14 protein-coding genes are annotated in these 16,129 nt (G+C 68.0%); 13 read left to right on the top strand and 1 reads right to left on the bottom strand.

Annotated features, from left to right (window positions below; genetic code table 11):
* Positions 1–19: 19 nt before the first annotated feature.
* Entirely contained in the window at positions 20–1,993 is a 1,974-nt protein-coding gene (locus tag ACT3UN_RS03525) for a thioredoxin domain-containing protein (protein WP_444656325.1), read from the bottom strand.
* Between ACT3UN_RS03525 and ACT3UN_RS03520 the strand changes: the two genes are divergently transcribed.
* From ACT3UN_RS03520 to ACT3UN_RS03460, 13 genes are all read left to right on the top strand, one after another.
* Complete coding sequence (locus ACT3UN_RS03520; RefSeq protein ID WP_444656323.1) at positions 1,992–3,431, top strand: recombinase family protein; 1,440 nt, start codon at positions 1,992–1,994, stop codon at positions 3,429–3,431. The genes ACT3UN_RS03525 and ACT3UN_RS03520 overlap by 2 nt on opposite strands.
* Positions 3,432–4,025: 594 nt before the next feature.
* A complete protein-coding gene (locus ACT3UN_RS03515) occupies positions 4,026–4,241 on the top strand; it encodes a hypothetical protein (RefSeq protein WP_444656321.1) in 216 nt (71 codons plus the stop codon).
* The gene (locus ACT3UN_RS03510) at positions 4,241–4,696 is read left to right on the top strand and encodes a hypothetical protein (RefSeq protein ID WP_444656319.1); all 456 of its coding nucleotides are present in this window, start codon (positions 4,241–4,243) and stop codon (positions 4,694–4,696) included. Before ACT3UN_RS03515 ends, ACT3UN_RS03510 begins: the two co-directional genes overlap by 1 nt.
* Positions 4,697–4,856: 160 nt before the next feature.
* Complete coding sequence (locus ACT3UN_RS03505) at positions 4,857–7,367, top strand: AAA family ATPase (protein WP_444656317.1); 2,511 nt, start codon at positions 4,857–4,859, stop codon at positions 7,365–7,367.
* 1,026 nt (positions 7,368–8,393) lie between these two features.
* Positions 8,394–9,041 carry a hypothetical protein gene (locus ACT3UN_RS03500; RefSeq protein WP_444656315.1) on the top strand — a complete coding sequence of 216 codons (648 nt, stop codon included), beginning with the start codon at positions 8,394–8,396 and terminating at the stop codon, positions 9,039–9,041.
* A gap of 179 nt (positions 9,042–9,220) precedes the next feature.
* Positions 9,221–10,285, top strand: coding sequence for a hypothetical protein (locus ACT3UN_RS03495; RefSeq protein ID WP_444656313.1), 1,065 nt, complete (start codon positions 9,221–9,223; stop codon positions 10,283–10,285).
* A gap of 10 nt (positions 10,286–10,295) precedes the next feature.
* A complete protein-coding gene (locus ACT3UN_RS03490) occupies positions 10,296–11,108 on the top strand; it encodes a hypothetical protein (protein WP_444656312.1) in 813 nt (270 codons plus the stop codon).
* Positions 11,105–11,287 (top strand): hypothetical protein, encoded by a 183-nt coding sequence (locus ACT3UN_RS03485; protein ID WP_444656310.1) that lies wholly within the window; start codon positions 11,105–11,107, stop codon positions 11,285–11,287. Before ACT3UN_RS03490 ends, ACT3UN_RS03485 begins: the two co-directional genes overlap by 4 nt.
* Positions 11,284–11,592 (top strand): hypothetical protein, encoded by a 309-nt coding sequence (locus tag ACT3UN_RS03480; protein ID WP_444656308.1) that lies wholly within the window; start codon positions 11,284–11,286, stop codon positions 11,590–11,592. The genes ACT3UN_RS03485 and ACT3UN_RS03480 overlap by 4 nt, the downstream gene beginning before the upstream one ends.
* A gap of 196 nt (positions 11,593–11,788) precedes the next feature.
* Positions 11,789–12,325, top strand: coding sequence for a hypothetical protein (locus ACT3UN_RS03475; RefSeq protein WP_444656306.1), 537 nt, complete (start codon positions 11,789–11,791; stop codon positions 12,323–12,325).
* A gap of 195 nt (positions 12,326–12,520) precedes the next feature.
* Positions 12,521–13,909, top strand: coding sequence for an FAD-binding oxidoreductase (locus tag ACT3UN_RS03470; protein WP_444626771.1), 1,389 nt, complete (start codon positions 12,521–12,523; stop codon positions 13,907–13,909).
* A complete protein-coding gene (locus ACT3UN_RS03465; RefSeq protein ID WP_301443919.1) occupies positions 13,906–15,312 on the top strand; it encodes an FAD-binding oxidoreductase in 1,407 nt (468 codons plus the stop codon). Before ACT3UN_RS03470 ends, ACT3UN_RS03465 begins: the two co-directional genes overlap by 4 nt.
* Positions 15,309–16,115 (top strand): RecB family exonuclease, encoded by an 807-nt coding sequence (locus ACT3UN_RS03460; RefSeq protein ID WP_301443918.1) that lies wholly within the window; start codon positions 15,309–15,311, stop codon positions 16,113–16,115. The genes ACT3UN_RS03465 and ACT3UN_RS03460 overlap by 4 nt, the downstream gene beginning before the upstream one ends.
* Positions 16,116–16,129 lie beyond the last annotated feature (14 nt).

Raw genomic sequence — 16,129 nt, 5'->3', positions numbered from 1 at the left:
GTCAACCGTGCCGCGCTACTCACAGCGCCTCGGGGAGCCCGCACACCCCCGCCCGGCACACCTGCGCCACCGCGGCGGTGCCGTCAGACTCGCCGCCAGGCACCCCGCCGACGAGGCGCGCACCGTGGGCGACGTCCAGCACCAGGCAGGACGTCCCCAGCCGGGTGCGCAGTGCGGCGACCTGCGTGCCGGACGCGCCGCGCACCGTGGCCTGCACCGGCCCGGCCAGGTGGCACTCCAGGGCGCACAACCAGCCGCCGGCCTGCGCGAGGTGGCCCTCGACGACCCCGCGGTGGGCGTCGAGGATGCGCCGGGCCTCCGCCGCCCAGCGCGAGCCCATGCTGCGCACGTCCGCGTCGTCCATCGCCGTCGCCAGCGCCCCGGCGAAGCTCAACGCCTCGGCCAGCACCGCCACCGCCGAGGGCGTGGCCCCGTCGTAGGGGTCGCGGGGACGCACCCCGGTGGACGCCACGGGCGTCGCCGCGTCGTACCAGGTGCCCGCACCGCGGTGGAAGGTCACCTGCAGGTGACGGATCAGTTCGGAGACCGACCCCGCCACGTCCATCCCCCGGTAGGTCGGCCCCTGGTGCTCCCAGAGCCGCACGAGCGCCAGCAGCAGCCACGCCCCGTCCTCCAACGTGCCCGGGGCGTGCGGGGTGCCGGCACACCGCAGGACGCCGCGAACGGTGCTGTCGCCGTCGCCCGTTCCGGTGTCCACGGCGTGGTGCCACAGCGCCAGGGTGGTGCGTGCCCCGGCCTCCGGATCACCGGCCTCGGTGAGCGCGACGGCGGCCATCGCGTTCCACGCGGTGACGACCTTGCCGTCCACCGCAGGACGCGGCCGCCCGGCGCGCGTCCGGTGCAACTCCTCGCGCACCTCCGGGTCCAGGGGCAGCCCCTCGCGCCGGGTGAGCACCACCCGCCCGTCCACGTCACCCTCACCGGTCAGCCCGACGGCCTCGAGTTCGCCGGGTGCCCAGGTGTACGTGTAGCCCTCCACGCGGGCGCCGTCGACGACGGTGTCGGCGTCCAGCCCGCTGGCGAGCAGGTCTGTTGCATCGGCAGGCAGGTCACGGCGAAGGAAGCCGCGGGTCAGCTCGCAGGCCTCGGCGGCCAGGGCGTCGTCGGGACGCCGCACCAGGTAGGCGGACAGGGCGCGCAGCAGCAGGGCGTTGTCGTAGAGGGTCTTCTCGAAGTGCGGCACCGTCCAGTCACCGTCCACGCAGTAACGGTGGAACCCGCCGTCCACCGCGTCGAAGAGGCCCCCGCGCAGCATCGCGGCGACGGTACGTCCCACGATGTCGAGCACCTCGGTGGCGGCGTCCGGCGATCCGGTGCGCTCGGCCCAGCGCACCAGGCCCAGCAGTGCGCCGGCCGGCGGGAACTTCGGCGCCCCGCCGAAGCCGCCGGTGGGGTGCTCGGCGGCGCGCATGCGCTGCACGATGCGGGTCGGCAGCTGCGTCGTGGCGTCCTGCGCGGCCCAGGAGGCGGTCGAGGACGCGTCACTCTCTTCCTCGCTGCCGCCGATCGCCTCGTTGAGCCGGGCGCTGATCTCGTCGACCCGGCCCCGCTCGGTCGTCCACGTGCGGGTGACCGCGTCGAGTACCTGGGAGAACGACGGGCGGCCCTGCCGCGGTTCCGGCGGGAAGTAGGTGTCGGCGAAGAACGGGCGTCCGTCCGGGTCGGTGAACACGGTCATGGGCCACCCGCCCTGGCCGCTGAGCGCCACCGTGGCCTGCATGTAGTAGGCGTCCACGTCCGGGTGCTGCTCGCGGTCGACCTTCACCGCCACCATCGTCTCGTTGATGGTCCGGGCGATCCGCGGGTCGCTGAAGGACTCCTCGGCCATCACGTGACACCAGTGGCAGGTGGCGTAGCCGACGGACACGAGCACCGGCACGTCGCGCTCCCGGGCCTCGGCGAAGGCCTGCTCACCCCAGGGTCGCCAGTGCACCGGGTTGTCAGTGAGTGAATTAGGTACCCTTGCATCCATGCCACCGAAGCCTAGCACGAAACCCACCGTCACCAGGGCCGCTATCTACGTCCGCATATCCCTGGACCGCAAAGACGGCGCTGGAGTGAAGCGCCAGGAGGACGACTGCCAGGCCCTGGTGGCCGCCCAGCTCGGCTGGGAGCTGGTGAAGGTGTACCGGGATAATTCGGTGACCGCTTCCAAGTCAGCCGTGAAGCGGCCGGGCTATGAACAGCTGCTGGCCGACATCCGCGCCGGGAAAATCGACGCCGTGGTGGCTTGGGACCCAGATCGGCTGCACCGCCGCCCGCTGGAGCTGAACGAGTACATCGACCTGGCCGAGAGCCACCGGGTGGCCACCCGCACGGTCAATGCCGGGCACTGGGACCTGTCTACCCCCGCAGGGCGGGTGCAGGCGCGAATCATGGGAGACCTGGCCGCCTATGAGGGTGAACACAAGGCCGAGCGCGTCCGCGCCGCGCAGCTCCAGGCCACCCGCGCTGGTAAGGCCGTGAAGCGCCCCTATCGGCCGTTCGGGTACGCCGACGACTGGGTGTCCGTGGTCCCGGAGGAAGCCGGGCGTATCCGCCAGGCCGCACAGCACGTGCTGGCCGGGGGAAGCCTGCACGCCCTGCACCGTGAGTGGAGGGATGCCGGGGTGCGGGGGCCGCGCGGTGGGGAGATGTTGACCACCGGGATTCGGCAGGTCCTCATGAACCCCCGCTATGCCGGAATCGTCACGTGGAACGGCGAACACCTGGAGGGCGTGGCCGCCGAGTGGGAAGCGATTCTGGACCGGGACACCTGGGACCGGGTACAAGCCGTCCTGACTGACCCCGCCCGTACGGTGTCTAGCCCAGGGCCGCGTATCCGGCACCTGGGTACGGGGATATTCCAGTGTGCGTGCTGCGGCACCACCGTCCGCGCCCTGAACCGCGCCAAGGGCGAGACCGGGAACACCCGCTACTACTTTGTGCGCGGTAAGGGGGCCGGACACGGCACAGCGCTAGCCGACGACCTGGACGAGTACGTGCGCGACGTTGTGCTGACGCGGTTGGAACGCACCGACATCCCCCGGCGGCTAGCCGAGCTGGCAGAAGGGGCCGACAGCGGCACCCGTGCCCGTCTGCTGGCCGACCGTGAAGGCGTCCAGGGCAGGCTGGTCGGGCTGGAGACACGCTGGGTGAACGGGGACGTTGACGACGAACGGTTCGACCGCATGAACGCGCAGCTGAAAGCCCGGCTGGCCGAGCTGGAAGCGCAGCTGGCCGACACAGCCGGTGGTGACTCTCCCCTGTCCCAGCTGGCCGGGGTGGACGTGTGGGACTGGTGGGAGTCTGCCAGCGTGGAGCGCCGCCGTGAGGTGCTGAAGGCCACCGTCACGGTCAACATCCACAAGGACCACCGCCGACGGGTGTTCTACCCGGAGACCGTGACGTTCGCGGACTGGAAAATCTGACTACCTGTCACGGAATCCCCCGTGCATGCCGAGACACCGACTTTCGCACACCTCGAAACACAACATGTAGTGCCGAATATGCCGATATTCACGGATTCGACACTACATGTTGTGTTTGTCCACATTCGCGCAGGTCAGCATACAAAAACACGGCGTTGCCGCACCGAACCGTAATCGCTTAGTGTTCGATTTGTCCGGCACAGACGCTGGGCAATCGGATAGGCCACGCTCCAGTTCCCGTTCAGTTCAGTTCCCGTTCCCTTGCGTAGTGGCACACACCAGACCCCCGGCCCCTGGCCGGTGCGGGTCGCTTGCCTGAACCGGAGAACTGAACCCCATGAGCACCCCGATTGAACCCGTCGTACAACGAGCCACCGGCCGCCTTAATGCCGCGCGGCGCAATGACCCAAGGGCTGACCACACCGGCCTGTTCCGTGACGTGTCCGCATCACGCATTTACCACTACGCCACGAAGGTGATGGACACCGCGCCCGCGCTGACCGGCGACCAGGTGGCTGCAATCGTCGCCGTCCTGGAGCGCCGGGACCCGTCCACCGTCCTGGAGCACCAGGACGCCACCACGGAGGTGACGGCATGAGCACCGCCACCGAACTCGGTTGCGTCACGGTGACGGAATCCCCCACCGCCGTCCCCCGCCATGCGGACGGCCGCAGAATCTTCCACCCGGTTTCCCGCTGGGCCGACCACGTGGAAGCTGCCGTGTCCGCCGCACCTGCCATGTCCGACAACGTGCGCGGTCGGCTGCTGGTCCTCATGGCCACGTCCGCACCGGCGCAGGGGGTGGCATGATGTCCCGTGACCTTGCCGAGGTCCTGCGCACCCCGCCGCAGACTGACGGCGCAGATTTCCTACCGCAGCTGGCGCCGGAACCACACCAGTCCGTGGTGACCGTCTACGCCGTGTTCCGCCCCCGTGACGGCGCGTGGTGGGACACGTGGACGACTACGCCCGTCGGTCGCTGGACCATCCCGCGCCTGCCGGGCCGTGCAGCCTACGTGCGAGCCTACGACTGGCCTGCCACCGACGTGGACAGCCCTATGCCGTGGTCGGACAACCCGCAAAAGGTGCAGTACAAGTTCCTTGCCCCTGACGTGGCCCTGGTACGTCACCTGGACCCGTCCGTGAGCGCCATACAGGGTGCCCCGCTGTGGCCCACGGGCTGGCCTACGTCTGGTCCTGACGCCGAATGGCCGCCTGCCGAGCACCGGGGAGAATCGCCCCGCCGTGCCCCGGCTACCCCGTGACCGCCGCGCCGCGGCCCACTTCACTTCACCGCTCCCCCATACTTCAGACAAAGAAAAACCCCCGTGCTGACCTGGAATCACACGGGGGCGGAGGCTTTAGACCTATGAGTACCGTACCCCATACCCTGGGAATTGTCGCACTGAACGGCGGTGATCGCTGATGTTCGGTGCCACACAACTGGCCGCCCGCCTGGGCGCTCACCCCCGTCCCGCCGACGCCGACGTCACGGCCTGGACCGCCTACGCCCGCAGCCTGGCCCGGCTGGGCCTGCCGGTGTTGTTCGTGAACCCCGGCACGAAACTTCCCGCCGACTGGCGCAGTGATGCGGAGAAGAAGAAGGCCGGGGACGAAAAGGGTGGGGTGCACCTGGCGACCACCCACATACCGACGCTGAAGAAGTACCTGGAACGTGCCTACGCCGAGACGCCGAAACGGGGCCACCCGTCCCCGCTGGCCGAGGGTGCACAGCTGAACTGGGCCGTGCGTCTGGGTGGTTCCGGCTACATCGTGGCCGACGCTGACACCCCGGAGGAAGTCGCCGCCCTGCGTGCATTCCTGGCCCCGGCCTACGGAGGTCAGCAGTGGGTCCCCTCCCCCACAGTCAAGACGCCGGGGACCGCCGACGGGGCACATTCCGACGGTGGCCACTGGTGGTTCAAGCTGCCCGACACGCTGGATTTCGACCTGGAGTCTCTGCCGTCCGTGGTGAAAGTAACCGTGGACGGCCACGCCGCAGGCTTCACGCTGTACGTCGGTGACGCCTACGTACTCGTTCCGCCGTCGGTGCGCGCCGAGGGTGCCTATCGTCTGGTCAGCAGCGACACCGAAGCCCCCGCCGAGGTCCTGGAGGTCCTGGCGACTCACGCCACCGTGGCCGCTGAACGCCAGGAGCGCCGGGCCGAGCAAGCGCACCGGGCGCTGTCAGGTGATGTGGACCCGCTGGAAGATCAGGTGACCAACTGGAGCCAGGCCACCCCGTGGTCCGAGGTCCTGGCACCGCACGGCTGGCACGAAACCGGTTCCGTGGACCAGTGCGGGTGCCCAGTCTGGACCGCACCAGGGGAACATTCCAGCCCTAAGTCAGCCACCACGCACGACATGGGCTGTGACCGTCCGCAGGTGGACCAGACCAACCCGCCGATTCATCTGTGGACCGACAACCCCGGCGACGAACTGGCCGAGGTGGTGACCCGTACCGGGTCCAAAACCATGTCGAAGCTGACCGCTTACGCCGCCCTGGAGCACGACGGCGATATTTCCGCAGCCATGCACGCCGCAGGTATCGAACGGGACCACAGCGCCACCATGCTGGACCCGGCCGACATCCTGCCCGGTGCAACGACGGCCGGGGCACCGGACACGGCATCACCGGAACCAGTGGACCCGGAGCTGGCGGGCCTGGACAAGGACACCCGGCTGTGGGTGCAGCGCCATGATGCCGAGGAACGGGGCCGTGCCCATGTCGCACGGCGTAAGGCCGCCGAGCGTGCCGCCGAGGTGGGCGACGTGCCTATCTACATCGGTGCTGACGCGCTGGCGGTGCCCGTACCGGAAAACCGGTGGCGGGTGGACCACGTGATTTCCAGCGGTGCGCAGGTGCTGTTCTACGCCCGTGAGAAAACCGGCAAGTCGAAGTTCGTGCACAACCTGGCCGCGTGCCTGACCAGTGGCCGCCGGTTCCTGGACCGCTACGACATCGCGCCCATGCGCCCGGACGGCCGCGTGGTGCTGGTGGACACCGAGCTGGAGGGCTGGGAGCTGTCCGAACGTCTGCGACGGTGGCACGGCGACATCGACGGCAGTCACCTGGGAATGATCGCGCTGAAGAACCACGCACAGGGGTTCAACCCCATGGACGACGTGTCACGTGCCTACTGGACCCATGTTCTGCGGGACATGAACGCCGAGGTGGTTGTGTTCGACACGCTGGGACCGCTTATCCGGCGCAACGGGCTGGACGACAACGTGGATTCGGGAACGTTCATGCTGGCCCTGCGGGATATGTGCCATGACGCTGGTGTGGACGTGCACGTGGTCGTGGACCATGAGTCTGCGAAATCGTCCAACCCCGGCAACGGCCCCAAGGGCGACAGCGGAAAGACGGCCTTTGCCTCGCACGTCTGGTACCTGGCCGCCGAGGACAACGACGGGGAGGAACCGACCAGCTACCGGTTCACCACGTCGGGCCGAGCGCCGGACGTGTCCCTGGAGCTGACCCGTGACGGTGGCCACTTCACAACGATGGGTGCCCAGATCGTGAAGCCGGATAAGTGCGTGGAGGACGCGCACCTGGTCTACCCCACCATCCTGGAACTTCTGGAGGATGCACACGCCGAGCTGTGCGGTGATGACCCCGACAGCGACGACCGCACCAACTGGCCGTCCCGGCACAAGCTGATTTCGGACGCGCAGCCGCGTGCACGACGGCTGAAGATCGGCCGGGACCGCCTACGTGCCGCCGTGGACCACCTGGTGGCCGTGGGGTCGCTGGAGCAGATACACACCACCCGGACACAGACGCTGATTCGGCCGACGGGTAGCGCCCCGCAGCCCGTCGGTACTTACACCGTGCTGCCAGTCCTGCCCGCCGTGCCCGACGCGGACGACGGGGTAGCCGAGGACGGGACGGTGGTGGAGTTCCGACCGCCGAACCACCGCGTGCCGTTCTAGACCCTGCGGGGCCGTCCCGCAGGGTTCCGCCGGGTGTGAAACACCAGTTCAGGGCCACCGTGCGGGTGTGCGGGTGCCCAAAAACCCGCACGGTGGCCCGCACGGTCCCGCACGGTACCGGATTTTTCCCCGCGAGACCCGGCCCAAACCGCTGTCTGTGCAGTTCAGGGCAACCGTGCGGGTGTGCGGGTGCTGTTCCGTTGAAAACAGGGCCGGATTCTACCGGTGCCATACGCACATACGCACGGTTGCCCTGACCTGCGAAAAGGACCCGTTTTCACCCCCTGAAAATGGCACCGTGCGGGTACCCTGCGGGACCGTGCGGAATCCCTATATACAGGAAGGATATAGGGATGGGTGGTTGGTCAGGGCTGGGTGTGGATAGCAGGGCCGAGAACCACGGGCACCTGACCGCTGCAACGCCGGGCCGGGTGTCCGTGGTCCTGGAGGACGACAACCACACCAGCAGGGCCGGGTGACGCTGGACGTTGCGCGTGACGATGAAGGCTGACGATGGACGGAACCACGGCTGGCTGTGCGCGTGCTGGACTGTGAGAGCTTCAGGCACCACTGACCTAGCATCGACAGGTTCGACGCCGCAGATGGACGCACAGCGACGATGGACCTGGAGCGCCGGGACTCATGACGACGACAGCAACGACAGCAACAGATCGAACTGTGAGAAGATGAACTGAAGCTGGAAGTTGCGCCGAGGTTGTCAGCGACGACGACAGCGACCAGACCTGACGACGACGAACAAAGTTCATGAATGAAAAACATTTCAATGAATGAACATGAATGAAGAACGAAAAGTATTCATCGAATATTCGTCGTGAAGTGTGACGCCGACCGCGCCCCTGGGGGGTGACTCCCCTTGATCCCCGGCCCTCCCCCCTGACGGTATACGCAGTTCGGGAGTCCGTGGCAGGAAGCGTGCCAGGGGGTAGCAACTGTGAAGCCCAAACCGTGGCATCTCGTCACCACGGCCATTCACGGAATATGCATTTCGTGCATAAGATTTGGCACATGCGTACCACGAAGAAGAAGCCAACGACTGACCCCAAAGGCCGCTGTGGCTCCAGAGCAGGCTATGCAGCTCATGGAAGGCGCGGGGAGTCCGCGTGCGCCGCGTGCAAGGCGGCGAACAACAAGCGGGAACGCCAGCGTGCGGTTACGGCGAACCGGAAGCCGACGGGCACCGGGACGGCAGGCCACGCGGTGAAGTCCTCCCCCGCCCTCCAGGCCGTCCCGATACCCGCCGGAGAGACCGCAGGGGCCACTGCCGCCCCGGCACACCTGAAGGCACGCGGGGCCGCACTGTGGGAGTCGGTGACGACCGGCTATAGCCTGTCCCCCGCAGCCCTGGAGGTACTAGGCGAGACCTGCCGTATCGCGGACAGACTGGAGCGGTTCGCCGGGGCACTTGCGTCCGGTTCGACGCTTTGGTTCGAACTGGAGGAACCCGACGACCTGCCGGATGGGGTCAACATCGTGGTTAACGGCATGATCGGTGAAGCCCGACAGCTGACCGGTGTTCTGCGCCAGAACCTGGAACGGCTGGGCCTGGTGGAAGTCGAGCAGCTGACCCCGGCAGACACCCAGAAGGAATCCCTCATGGACGAATTGGCCCGGAAGCGCCGGGAGCGCCTGGAGCGTGAAGGGATTGGGTCATGACGCGCGCGATTCCGCGAATATCGAGACGATTAATCGTAACCGACACGGTGCCTGTTAAACGTAACTAACACTGCACCTTTAATTGGAAAGTACCAATTTCGGGAAAGTCGAAAATGTTGCCATTGGCCCGGCGCTGACTTACGATTTTCGGGTATCGAGTTTCCTGCCGAAAGGTCACCATGAGTACCGACTTCACCCATTTCACCGAACGTCACCAGAAGGTCACCGCCGCGCTGTCATTCGCCGGTGCCGCCGTTCCCCTTGCCGATGAACTTGCAGCTGCCGACGCTGCCGTAGCCGAGCGCCTGGACGAACTGGCCGACGCGATCAACCCCCACCCGTTGGACACCCTGGAGGACGCTGGACGCCGCTGGGCGAAGGGGGACCTGAAGGTGGGCACGCTGGCCGACCGGGTGCATTCCGTCCCGCCGACCGCCGCCGATTACATCCCGGAGACCGACGCCTACGGCCGGACCACCAACCAGTCCGTGAATCGTGCCGCCCGTCGGCGCTACGATGCCGCCCGCCGGGGTGCCACGGCCGCGCTGGTCGAGCAGAACGACCGCCCGGAGTTCGCCACCCGTGCCCTGATCGATGCCAGCAGGGAGTCCGTGGCCGACGGTCTCCAGGACATGGCTGACCGGGCCATGGCGGCCGTCGAAGCACTGCCCGGCAACCTGCGGGACGAACTGCTGAAGCGCACGGACGCCTACGGTGCCGCGAACTTCAGCCAGAAGCTCGACATCCGGCGCTTGTCGGGTGCCCACATCGAACTGGCCCGTGAGGTCGAAGCCAGCTGGGCACCGATTCTGAACGCCGACCAGCGCGACCTATTGGCCCTGTTCGGGACGATGAAAACCGGTGCTGTCCGGGACGCCCGCGCAACCGACTTCCCCCACGGGTTCGACAATCACGACCGGGCCGCCGTGTGGCTGGACGCCGACGGCATGGCCGCGCACACGCTGGGCGCTGGTCCCCTGCACATCATCGTCACCCGTGGCTGGGGCCGACTGGAGCCGTTGGCTGACCCGCTGGGTGCTGACGCCGACGAGTTCCAGGCCCGGCAGGACGCCGCGTCCGGTGCCCGTGCGTGGCTGGAGAATCAGGTGCAGCTGACTGACCGTGAAAGGGCGCAGGGTGTCGTCCTTGACGCTCGCACCCTGATTCGCCGGGCAGGGCTGGGAACCCCCCTTCAGGCCACGGAAGCCTACCTGGCACGGCACAGCGCAGCCCCCGCCGCGTAAGGACACCGCCATGACCGCCACCGCGACTGAACCCGACTGGGACCGCTACCCTTGGCATCCCGTCGGTTCATGGGAACGGGCAATGGTCTATCGACTGGCAGGCTTCCCGGTGACGCCGGAGGATGCCGCCGCCCTTGCAGTGCACGACAGCCGCCCGGATAAGCGCGGCGACGGCCTGGCCCTTCAGCGCCAACGTAAGCGGGTGATCCGCGCCCTGCGGGACCTGGTGGGCACCGGCGAAGTGGTCAGCGCGGAGCACCTGGCTGGGCGTGCCGAGGACCCGCAGGGTGCGGCCGACTTGTTGCGTGGCCTGACTCCGATAGGTGCAACCGTTGGAGAAGATGAACGCCGACCCTACGGGCTGGCAGGCGGCGGACACGGGCTGTGTCGAACGTACCTATCTGCCGACACGTTTACCGTCTCGGGGCATTTCCTCGCACGTGGCCCGTTGGCCCTGCTGGCCTTCCGTGGGAAGCACCTACGGAAAGGGCGCGCCGATCCGTTGTCACCGCCGACAGCGACCCCGCAGACACTGGAGACCACCCCGGCACCGGTCCCCGCCCCGGAACCCGTTGTGCCCATCCTGCAACCGGAGGTGGCACCCGAACCCGTCCCAGAGGTAGCCGCCCTGGACCCGGTGGCTACCAGGGTCAAGCGCAGTGCCCGCCGTCTACTGCGGGAAGCGCCGGGGCTGTCCCTGGAGGATCTCACCCTAGAGGTCTGGGTCAGTCTTGACGGCGACGTGGACGAACCCGACATCGTGAAGGCCCTGCACGCGCTGGGCCACACCGACGAACCGACCGACGAAAGGACCGCAGCGTGAACAGCAACGACGACAACCGGCCGACACCGGTGCAGGCCTATCAGGGAGACCTGGCGCTACGGCGCAACCGCGCCGTGGGCACCGCCGACATAGGCGACCCCACGGGAAGCGGCATCTACGTAGAGACCATGCACGGCTATGTGGACGGGTTCGTCCCGTTCGGAAGGACCCGACGATGACAGCGAACAAGCCCACCCCGGAGCAGTTAGAACAGTGGCGCCAGGACGCCGAGCGGGTACGTACGACACCGCCGGGACCGTCCGGCCTGCCCCGGGAGCGCAGGGGGGAGTCACGGAACGTGTCCCTTCCGCCGTCGCTGGATGATCTGGGCCGCCGGGTGTACGGAGACGCCCTGACCGGGACGGCGAACGTGCCAGCGCCCGCGAATGGCGGTGTCGTCGCCGCCTACGGCCGTGGGCACGAACACGCCACCGACAACGAGACCGACTTAGGCAAAATCGGCCGCCGCATGTTCGGTTTCTAGTGCGGAGTTTCGCGTCCCCACCTGGTAAGATCGACACGTCCGGGATGGTGACCCGGACACGGTGAATGTGTCACGGTGACGGTGACGCGCAGGCAGAAGGAACCCCCTATCCCGCCAACACGGCGACGGATAGGGGGTTCCTTCTGCGCTGGGGGTCCTGGACGACGGGGACGGCGGGGCAGGCTATGTTCATCCCATGGAACAAATCGACGTGGCCGTAGCGGCCATATCCGGCGGGGCGGCGATCATCGGTGCCCTCATTGGTGCATGGTGGGGTGGGTGGCTGGCAGCGCGGTCCGCCAAACGCACGCAAATGCGGTCCATCTACATCGAAGAATGGAAGCAGATTTCCCCTGCAAAGCTCCTGGTGAAGAAAGTTGCATTCTTCCGCCCACGCGATGCAAAAACGATGGTGGAACATATGAGGAAACTGGCCGACGACGTATCCATGTTGGGTTCCCGCTGTTACGTCAAGGAGATGAGAGACGACTTCGACCTTCTGTATTACCTGATTCACGATATGGCGGCGTTCGTGGCAAATGAACCCATGGCGGTTTTCAAACCCAAGGGCGACCCGGCGGAAGACACGGTGTTCGTGGCAACGGAGAAGGAAATCGAGCGTATCGAGGACATCTACCGTTCCTTGATCGAAACGGGGAAGATGCCGCCCCGGCGGGGCGATGGACTCTATGTCCTGCCCACCCGTCCGCGCGTCCACAAGGTACGGCGTTAGCCCGCCGACGAGACCCCGTGTCCGGGGGTGGTTCTAAGGGTGCCTATCTACTGAATTGGGTTGTCGGCGTGGGCGAGGAGGTACGGGGACGTCGATCCGGAGAGTGCGTTGCTGTGCATGCACACCACGGTAACCGCGACGGCGGGCGAGCACCGACGGAACACCGGTGGAACACCGCCTACTACAGTGACGGGAATGAGCTTCCCCGACACCGCCGAACTCGCCGCCCAGCTGACCGGCTCCCTCAGCACGGACCCCGACGTGCTCGCCGCCCACTCCTCCGACGAGGCGCTGTACAGCCCGGTCGGCACACCGCTGGCCCTGGTGCGCGCGGTGGACGTCGACGACGTGGTCGCCACGATGCGCTTCGCCCACGCCCACGGCGTCCCCGTGGTGCCGCAGGGCGCACGCTCGGGGATCTCCGGGGCGGCCAACGCCGTCGACGGTGGCATCCTGCTCTCCCTGGCGTCGATGACCCACGTGCTGGAGGTTGACGAGGCGAACATGACCGTCACCGTGCAGCCCGGCATCATCAACAAGGACCTGAAGGACGCGCTGCGCCCGCGTGGGCTGGCGTACCCGCCGGATCCCGGCAGCTACGCGATGTGCTCCATCGGCGGCAATATCTCGACCAACGCCGGCGGCATGTGCTGCGTGAAGTACGGCGTGACCCGCGAGTACGTCCGTGAACTTACCGTGGTGCTCGCCGACGGGACGGTGACCCGCCTGGGACACCGCACCGTCAAGGGCGTGGCCGGTCTCGACCTCGCCAGCCTGTTCACCGGCTCCGAGGGAACCCTCGGGGTGATCGTGGAGGCCACTTTGAAGGTCGTGCCCCTGGGGGCGGACCCGCTGAGTGCGCTGGCCACCTTCCCCACCGTGCGCGCCGCCGCCGAGGCCGTCTCGGCCTACATGGCGACCGGTGCTGCGCCGTCGCTGCTGGAGATGATGGACGCCGCGACCATCGCCATGGTCAACGACCTCGGCGACTTCGGACTCGACGCCTCGGTCGGCGCGGTGCTGATCATGCAGTCGGACGCCACCACCGCCGCCGACGACACCGAGGCCTTCGCCGCCGTCGCCGGTGAGCACGGGGCGATCGACGTGGCCTTCGCCGACAACGCCGTGGACTCCGAACTCCTCGTCGCCGCCCGGCGCTCCGCCCAGCCCGCCTGGGAGCACTACGCCCGCGCCCACGGCGGCGGACAGCTCCTCGACGACGTCTGCGTGCCGCGCTCCCGCATGGCGGAGTTCTGTGACGGTATCGAGGACGTGCGCACCGCCACCGGCGCCCAGGTCACCGTGATCGGCCACGCCGGCGACGGCAACATGCACCCCTCGGTCTTCTTCGACACCTCCGACGAGGCCTCCGTGGCCGCCGCGCAGGACGCCTTCGACCGCATCATGGCCCTGGGCCTGGAACTCGGCGGCACCATCACCGGCGAGCACGGTGTCGGCAACCTGAAGAGCCACTGGCTCGCCACCGAACTCGACGAGGGCAGCCGACGCCTGCACCGCGACATCAAGGCCGCCGTGGACCCGACCGGGATCCTGAACCCCGGCAAGATGCTGGAGCACCTGTGACGGAAACTGCTACTGGTCTCGATACTGCTCTCGCCGAGCTGCGCGGCCGGCTCAGCGGCTCGCTGAGCACCGACGCCGACGTCCTGGCGTCCTACTCCACCGACCAGTCCGCGCACCGCGCCGACGGCGCGGCACGGGCCCTCGTGCGCGCCGGGTGCGTCGACGACGTGGTCGCCACGATGCGTTTCGCCCACGCCCACGGCGTCCCGGTGGTGCCGCAGGGTGCGCGCTCCGGGCTGTCCGGTGGTGCGTGCGCGGTGGACGGCTGCATCCTGCTGTCCGTGGCGTCCATGGACCGCGTGCTGGAGGTCGACGAGGCGAACATGACCGTCACCGTGGAACCCGGCATCATCAACAAGGACCTCAAGGACGCGCTGCGTCCCCGCGGTCTCGCCTACCCGCCGGACCCCGGGTCGGTGGCGATCTCCTCGGTCGGCGGCAACATCGCCACCAACGCCGGCGGCATGTGCTGCGTGAAGTACGGCGTGACCCGCCAGTACGTCCGTGAGATCTCCGTGGTGCTCGCCGACGGCACCCTCACCCGGCTGGGCCAGCGCACCGTCAAGGGCGTGGCGGGCCTGGACCTGGTGTCCCTGCTCACCGGGTCCGAGGGGACCCTCGGGGTGATCGTGGAGGCCACGCTGAAGGTCGTTCCCTTAGGGGCCGATCCGCTGAGCGCGCTGGCGACCTTCCCCAGCGTCGCCGCCGCGGTGCAGACCGTGGCCGCCTACATGGCGACCGGGGCGTCCCCGTCGATGCTGGAGATGATGGACGGCATGACCATCGGGCTGCTCGGCGAGGTCGGTGACTTCGGGTTGGACGCTTCCGTGGGCGCGGTGCTGCTCATGCAGTCCGACGCCACCACCGCCGCCGACGACACCCGCGCCTTCGCCGCCGTCGCCGAGGCCCACGGGGCCGTCGACGTCGCCTTCGCCGACAACCCGGTCGACTCCGACCTGCTCGTCGCCGCCCGGCGGGCGGTGCAGGTCGCCAATGAACGCTACGCCTCCACCCACGGCGGCGGGCAGATGATCGACGACGTGTGCGTCCCGCGCAGCCGCCTGGCGGACTTCTGCGCCGGGGTGGAGGCCATCCGTGACGACACCGGCACCACCGTGGGCCTGGTCGCCCACGCCGGCGACGGCAACGTCCACCCCTCGGTGTTCCACGACCTCGCCGACGAGACCTCCGTCGCCGCGGCGACCACCGCCTTCGACCGCATCATGGCCCTGGGCCTGGAACTCGGCGGCACGATCACCGGCGAGCACGGCGTCGGTGCGCTGAAGGCAGCCTGGCTGCCCACCGAGCTCGACGCCGGCAACCGCGCCCTGCACCGCGCGGTCAAGAGCGCCCTTGACCCGACCACGATCCTCAATCCCGGAAAGATGCTGGAACACCTGTGAGCCGCCGTCCCCTCGCCCTGTCCCCGTCGCGTGTCGGCGACTACCGCCAGTGCCCGCTGCTCTACCGGCTGCGGGCCATCGACCGACTGCCCGAACCGAGCACCGTCGCCCAGGTCAAGGGCACACTCGTGCACGCCGTGCTCGAGGACCTGCACGGCATGCCGCGCGAGGAACGCACCTACCCGGCGGCGGTGAAGATGCTCTCCCCGCACTGGACGGAGATGAAGGCCAAGGACCCGCAGCTCGACGAGCTCGTGCCCGAGGACACCACCATGGACTTCCTGGTGGAGGCCCGTTCCCTGGTCAAGGGGTACTTCCAGATGGAGAACCCGGGCGGTTTCGACGCCGAGTCCGTGGAGAAGTTCGTGGACACCACGCTGCCCAACGGGGTGCCTGTGCGCGGGTTCATCGACCGTGTCGACGTGGCACCCACCGGCCAGGTCCGGGTGGTCGACTACAAGACCGGCAAGAAGCCCATCCCCCGGTTCTCCGCGCAGGCGGTGTTCCAGATGCGTTTCTACGCCCTGGTGTGGTGGCGCCTGTTCGGCCACATCCCCGAGCAGCTGCGTCTGATGTACCTGAAGGTGCAGGACGACATGGTGCTCTCCCCCACCCCGGCGGAACTCAACTACGTGGAACGCGACCTCGGTGACATCTGGTCGAGTATCGGGGCCGACGCGCGTAGCGGGAACTTCGCGCCGAAGACCTCGAAGCTCTGCGGCTGGTGCTCCTTCAAGCCCATCTGCCCCGCCTTCGGCGGGACACCGCCGGAGTACCCCGGGGTGCCCGAGGAGTTCGCCTGAGGAGTTCGCCTGAG

This window comes from Corynebacterium sp. AOP12-C2-36 (assembly GCF_052379185.1).
GTDB lineage: Bacteria > Actinomycetota > Actinomycetes > Mycobacteriales > Mycobacteriaceae > Corynebacterium.
This window is presented reverse-complemented; position numbering and strand designations above follow the sequence as displayed.

Excerpts from the sequence above, each read along its gene's own strand:
- ACT3UN_RS03500 (WP_444656315.1), top strand. The coding sequence starts at position 8,394 with ATGCGTACCACGAAGAAGAAGCCAACGACTGACCCCAAAGGCCGCTGT.
- ACT3UN_RS03520 (WP_444656323.1), top strand. The coding sequence starts at position 1,992 with ATGCCACCGAAGCCTAGCACGAAACCCACCGTCACCAGGGCCGCTATC.
- ACT3UN_RS03475 (WP_444656306.1), top strand. The coding sequence starts at position 11,789 with ATGGAACAAATCGACGTGGCCGTAGCGGCCATATCCGGCGGGGCGGCG.
- ACT3UN_RS03480 (WP_444656308.1), top strand. The coding sequence starts at position 11,284 with ATGACAGCGAACAAGCCCACCCCGGAGCAGTTAGAACAGTGGCGCCAG.
- ACT3UN_RS03525 (WP_444656325.1), bottom strand. The coding sequence starts at position 1,993 with ATGGATGCAAGGGTACCTAATTCACTCACTGACAACCCGGTGCACTGG.
- ACT3UN_RS03470 (WP_444626771.1), top strand. The coding sequence starts at position 12,521 with ATGAGCTTCCCCGACACCGCCGAACTCGCCGCCCAGCTGACCGGCTCC.
- ACT3UN_RS03515 (WP_444656321.1), top strand. The coding sequence starts at position 4,026 with ATGAGCACCGCCACCGAACTCGGTTGCGTCACGGTGACGGAATCCCCC.
- ACT3UN_RS03510 (WP_444656319.1), top strand. The coding sequence starts at position 4,241 with ATGTCCCGTGACCTTGCCGAGGTCCTGCGCACCCCGCCGCAGACTGAC.
- ACT3UN_RS03505 (WP_444656317.1), top strand. The coding sequence starts at position 4,857 with ATGTTCGGTGCCACACAACTGGCCGCCCGCCTGGGCGCTCACCCCCGT.
- ACT3UN_RS03490 (WP_444656312.1), top strand. The coding sequence starts at position 10,296 with ATGACCGCCACCGCGACTGAACCCGACTGGGACCGCTACCCTTGGCAT.
- ACT3UN_RS03495 (WP_444656313.1), top strand. The coding sequence starts at position 9,221 with ATGAGTACCGACTTCACCCATTTCACCGAACGTCACCAGAAGGTCACC.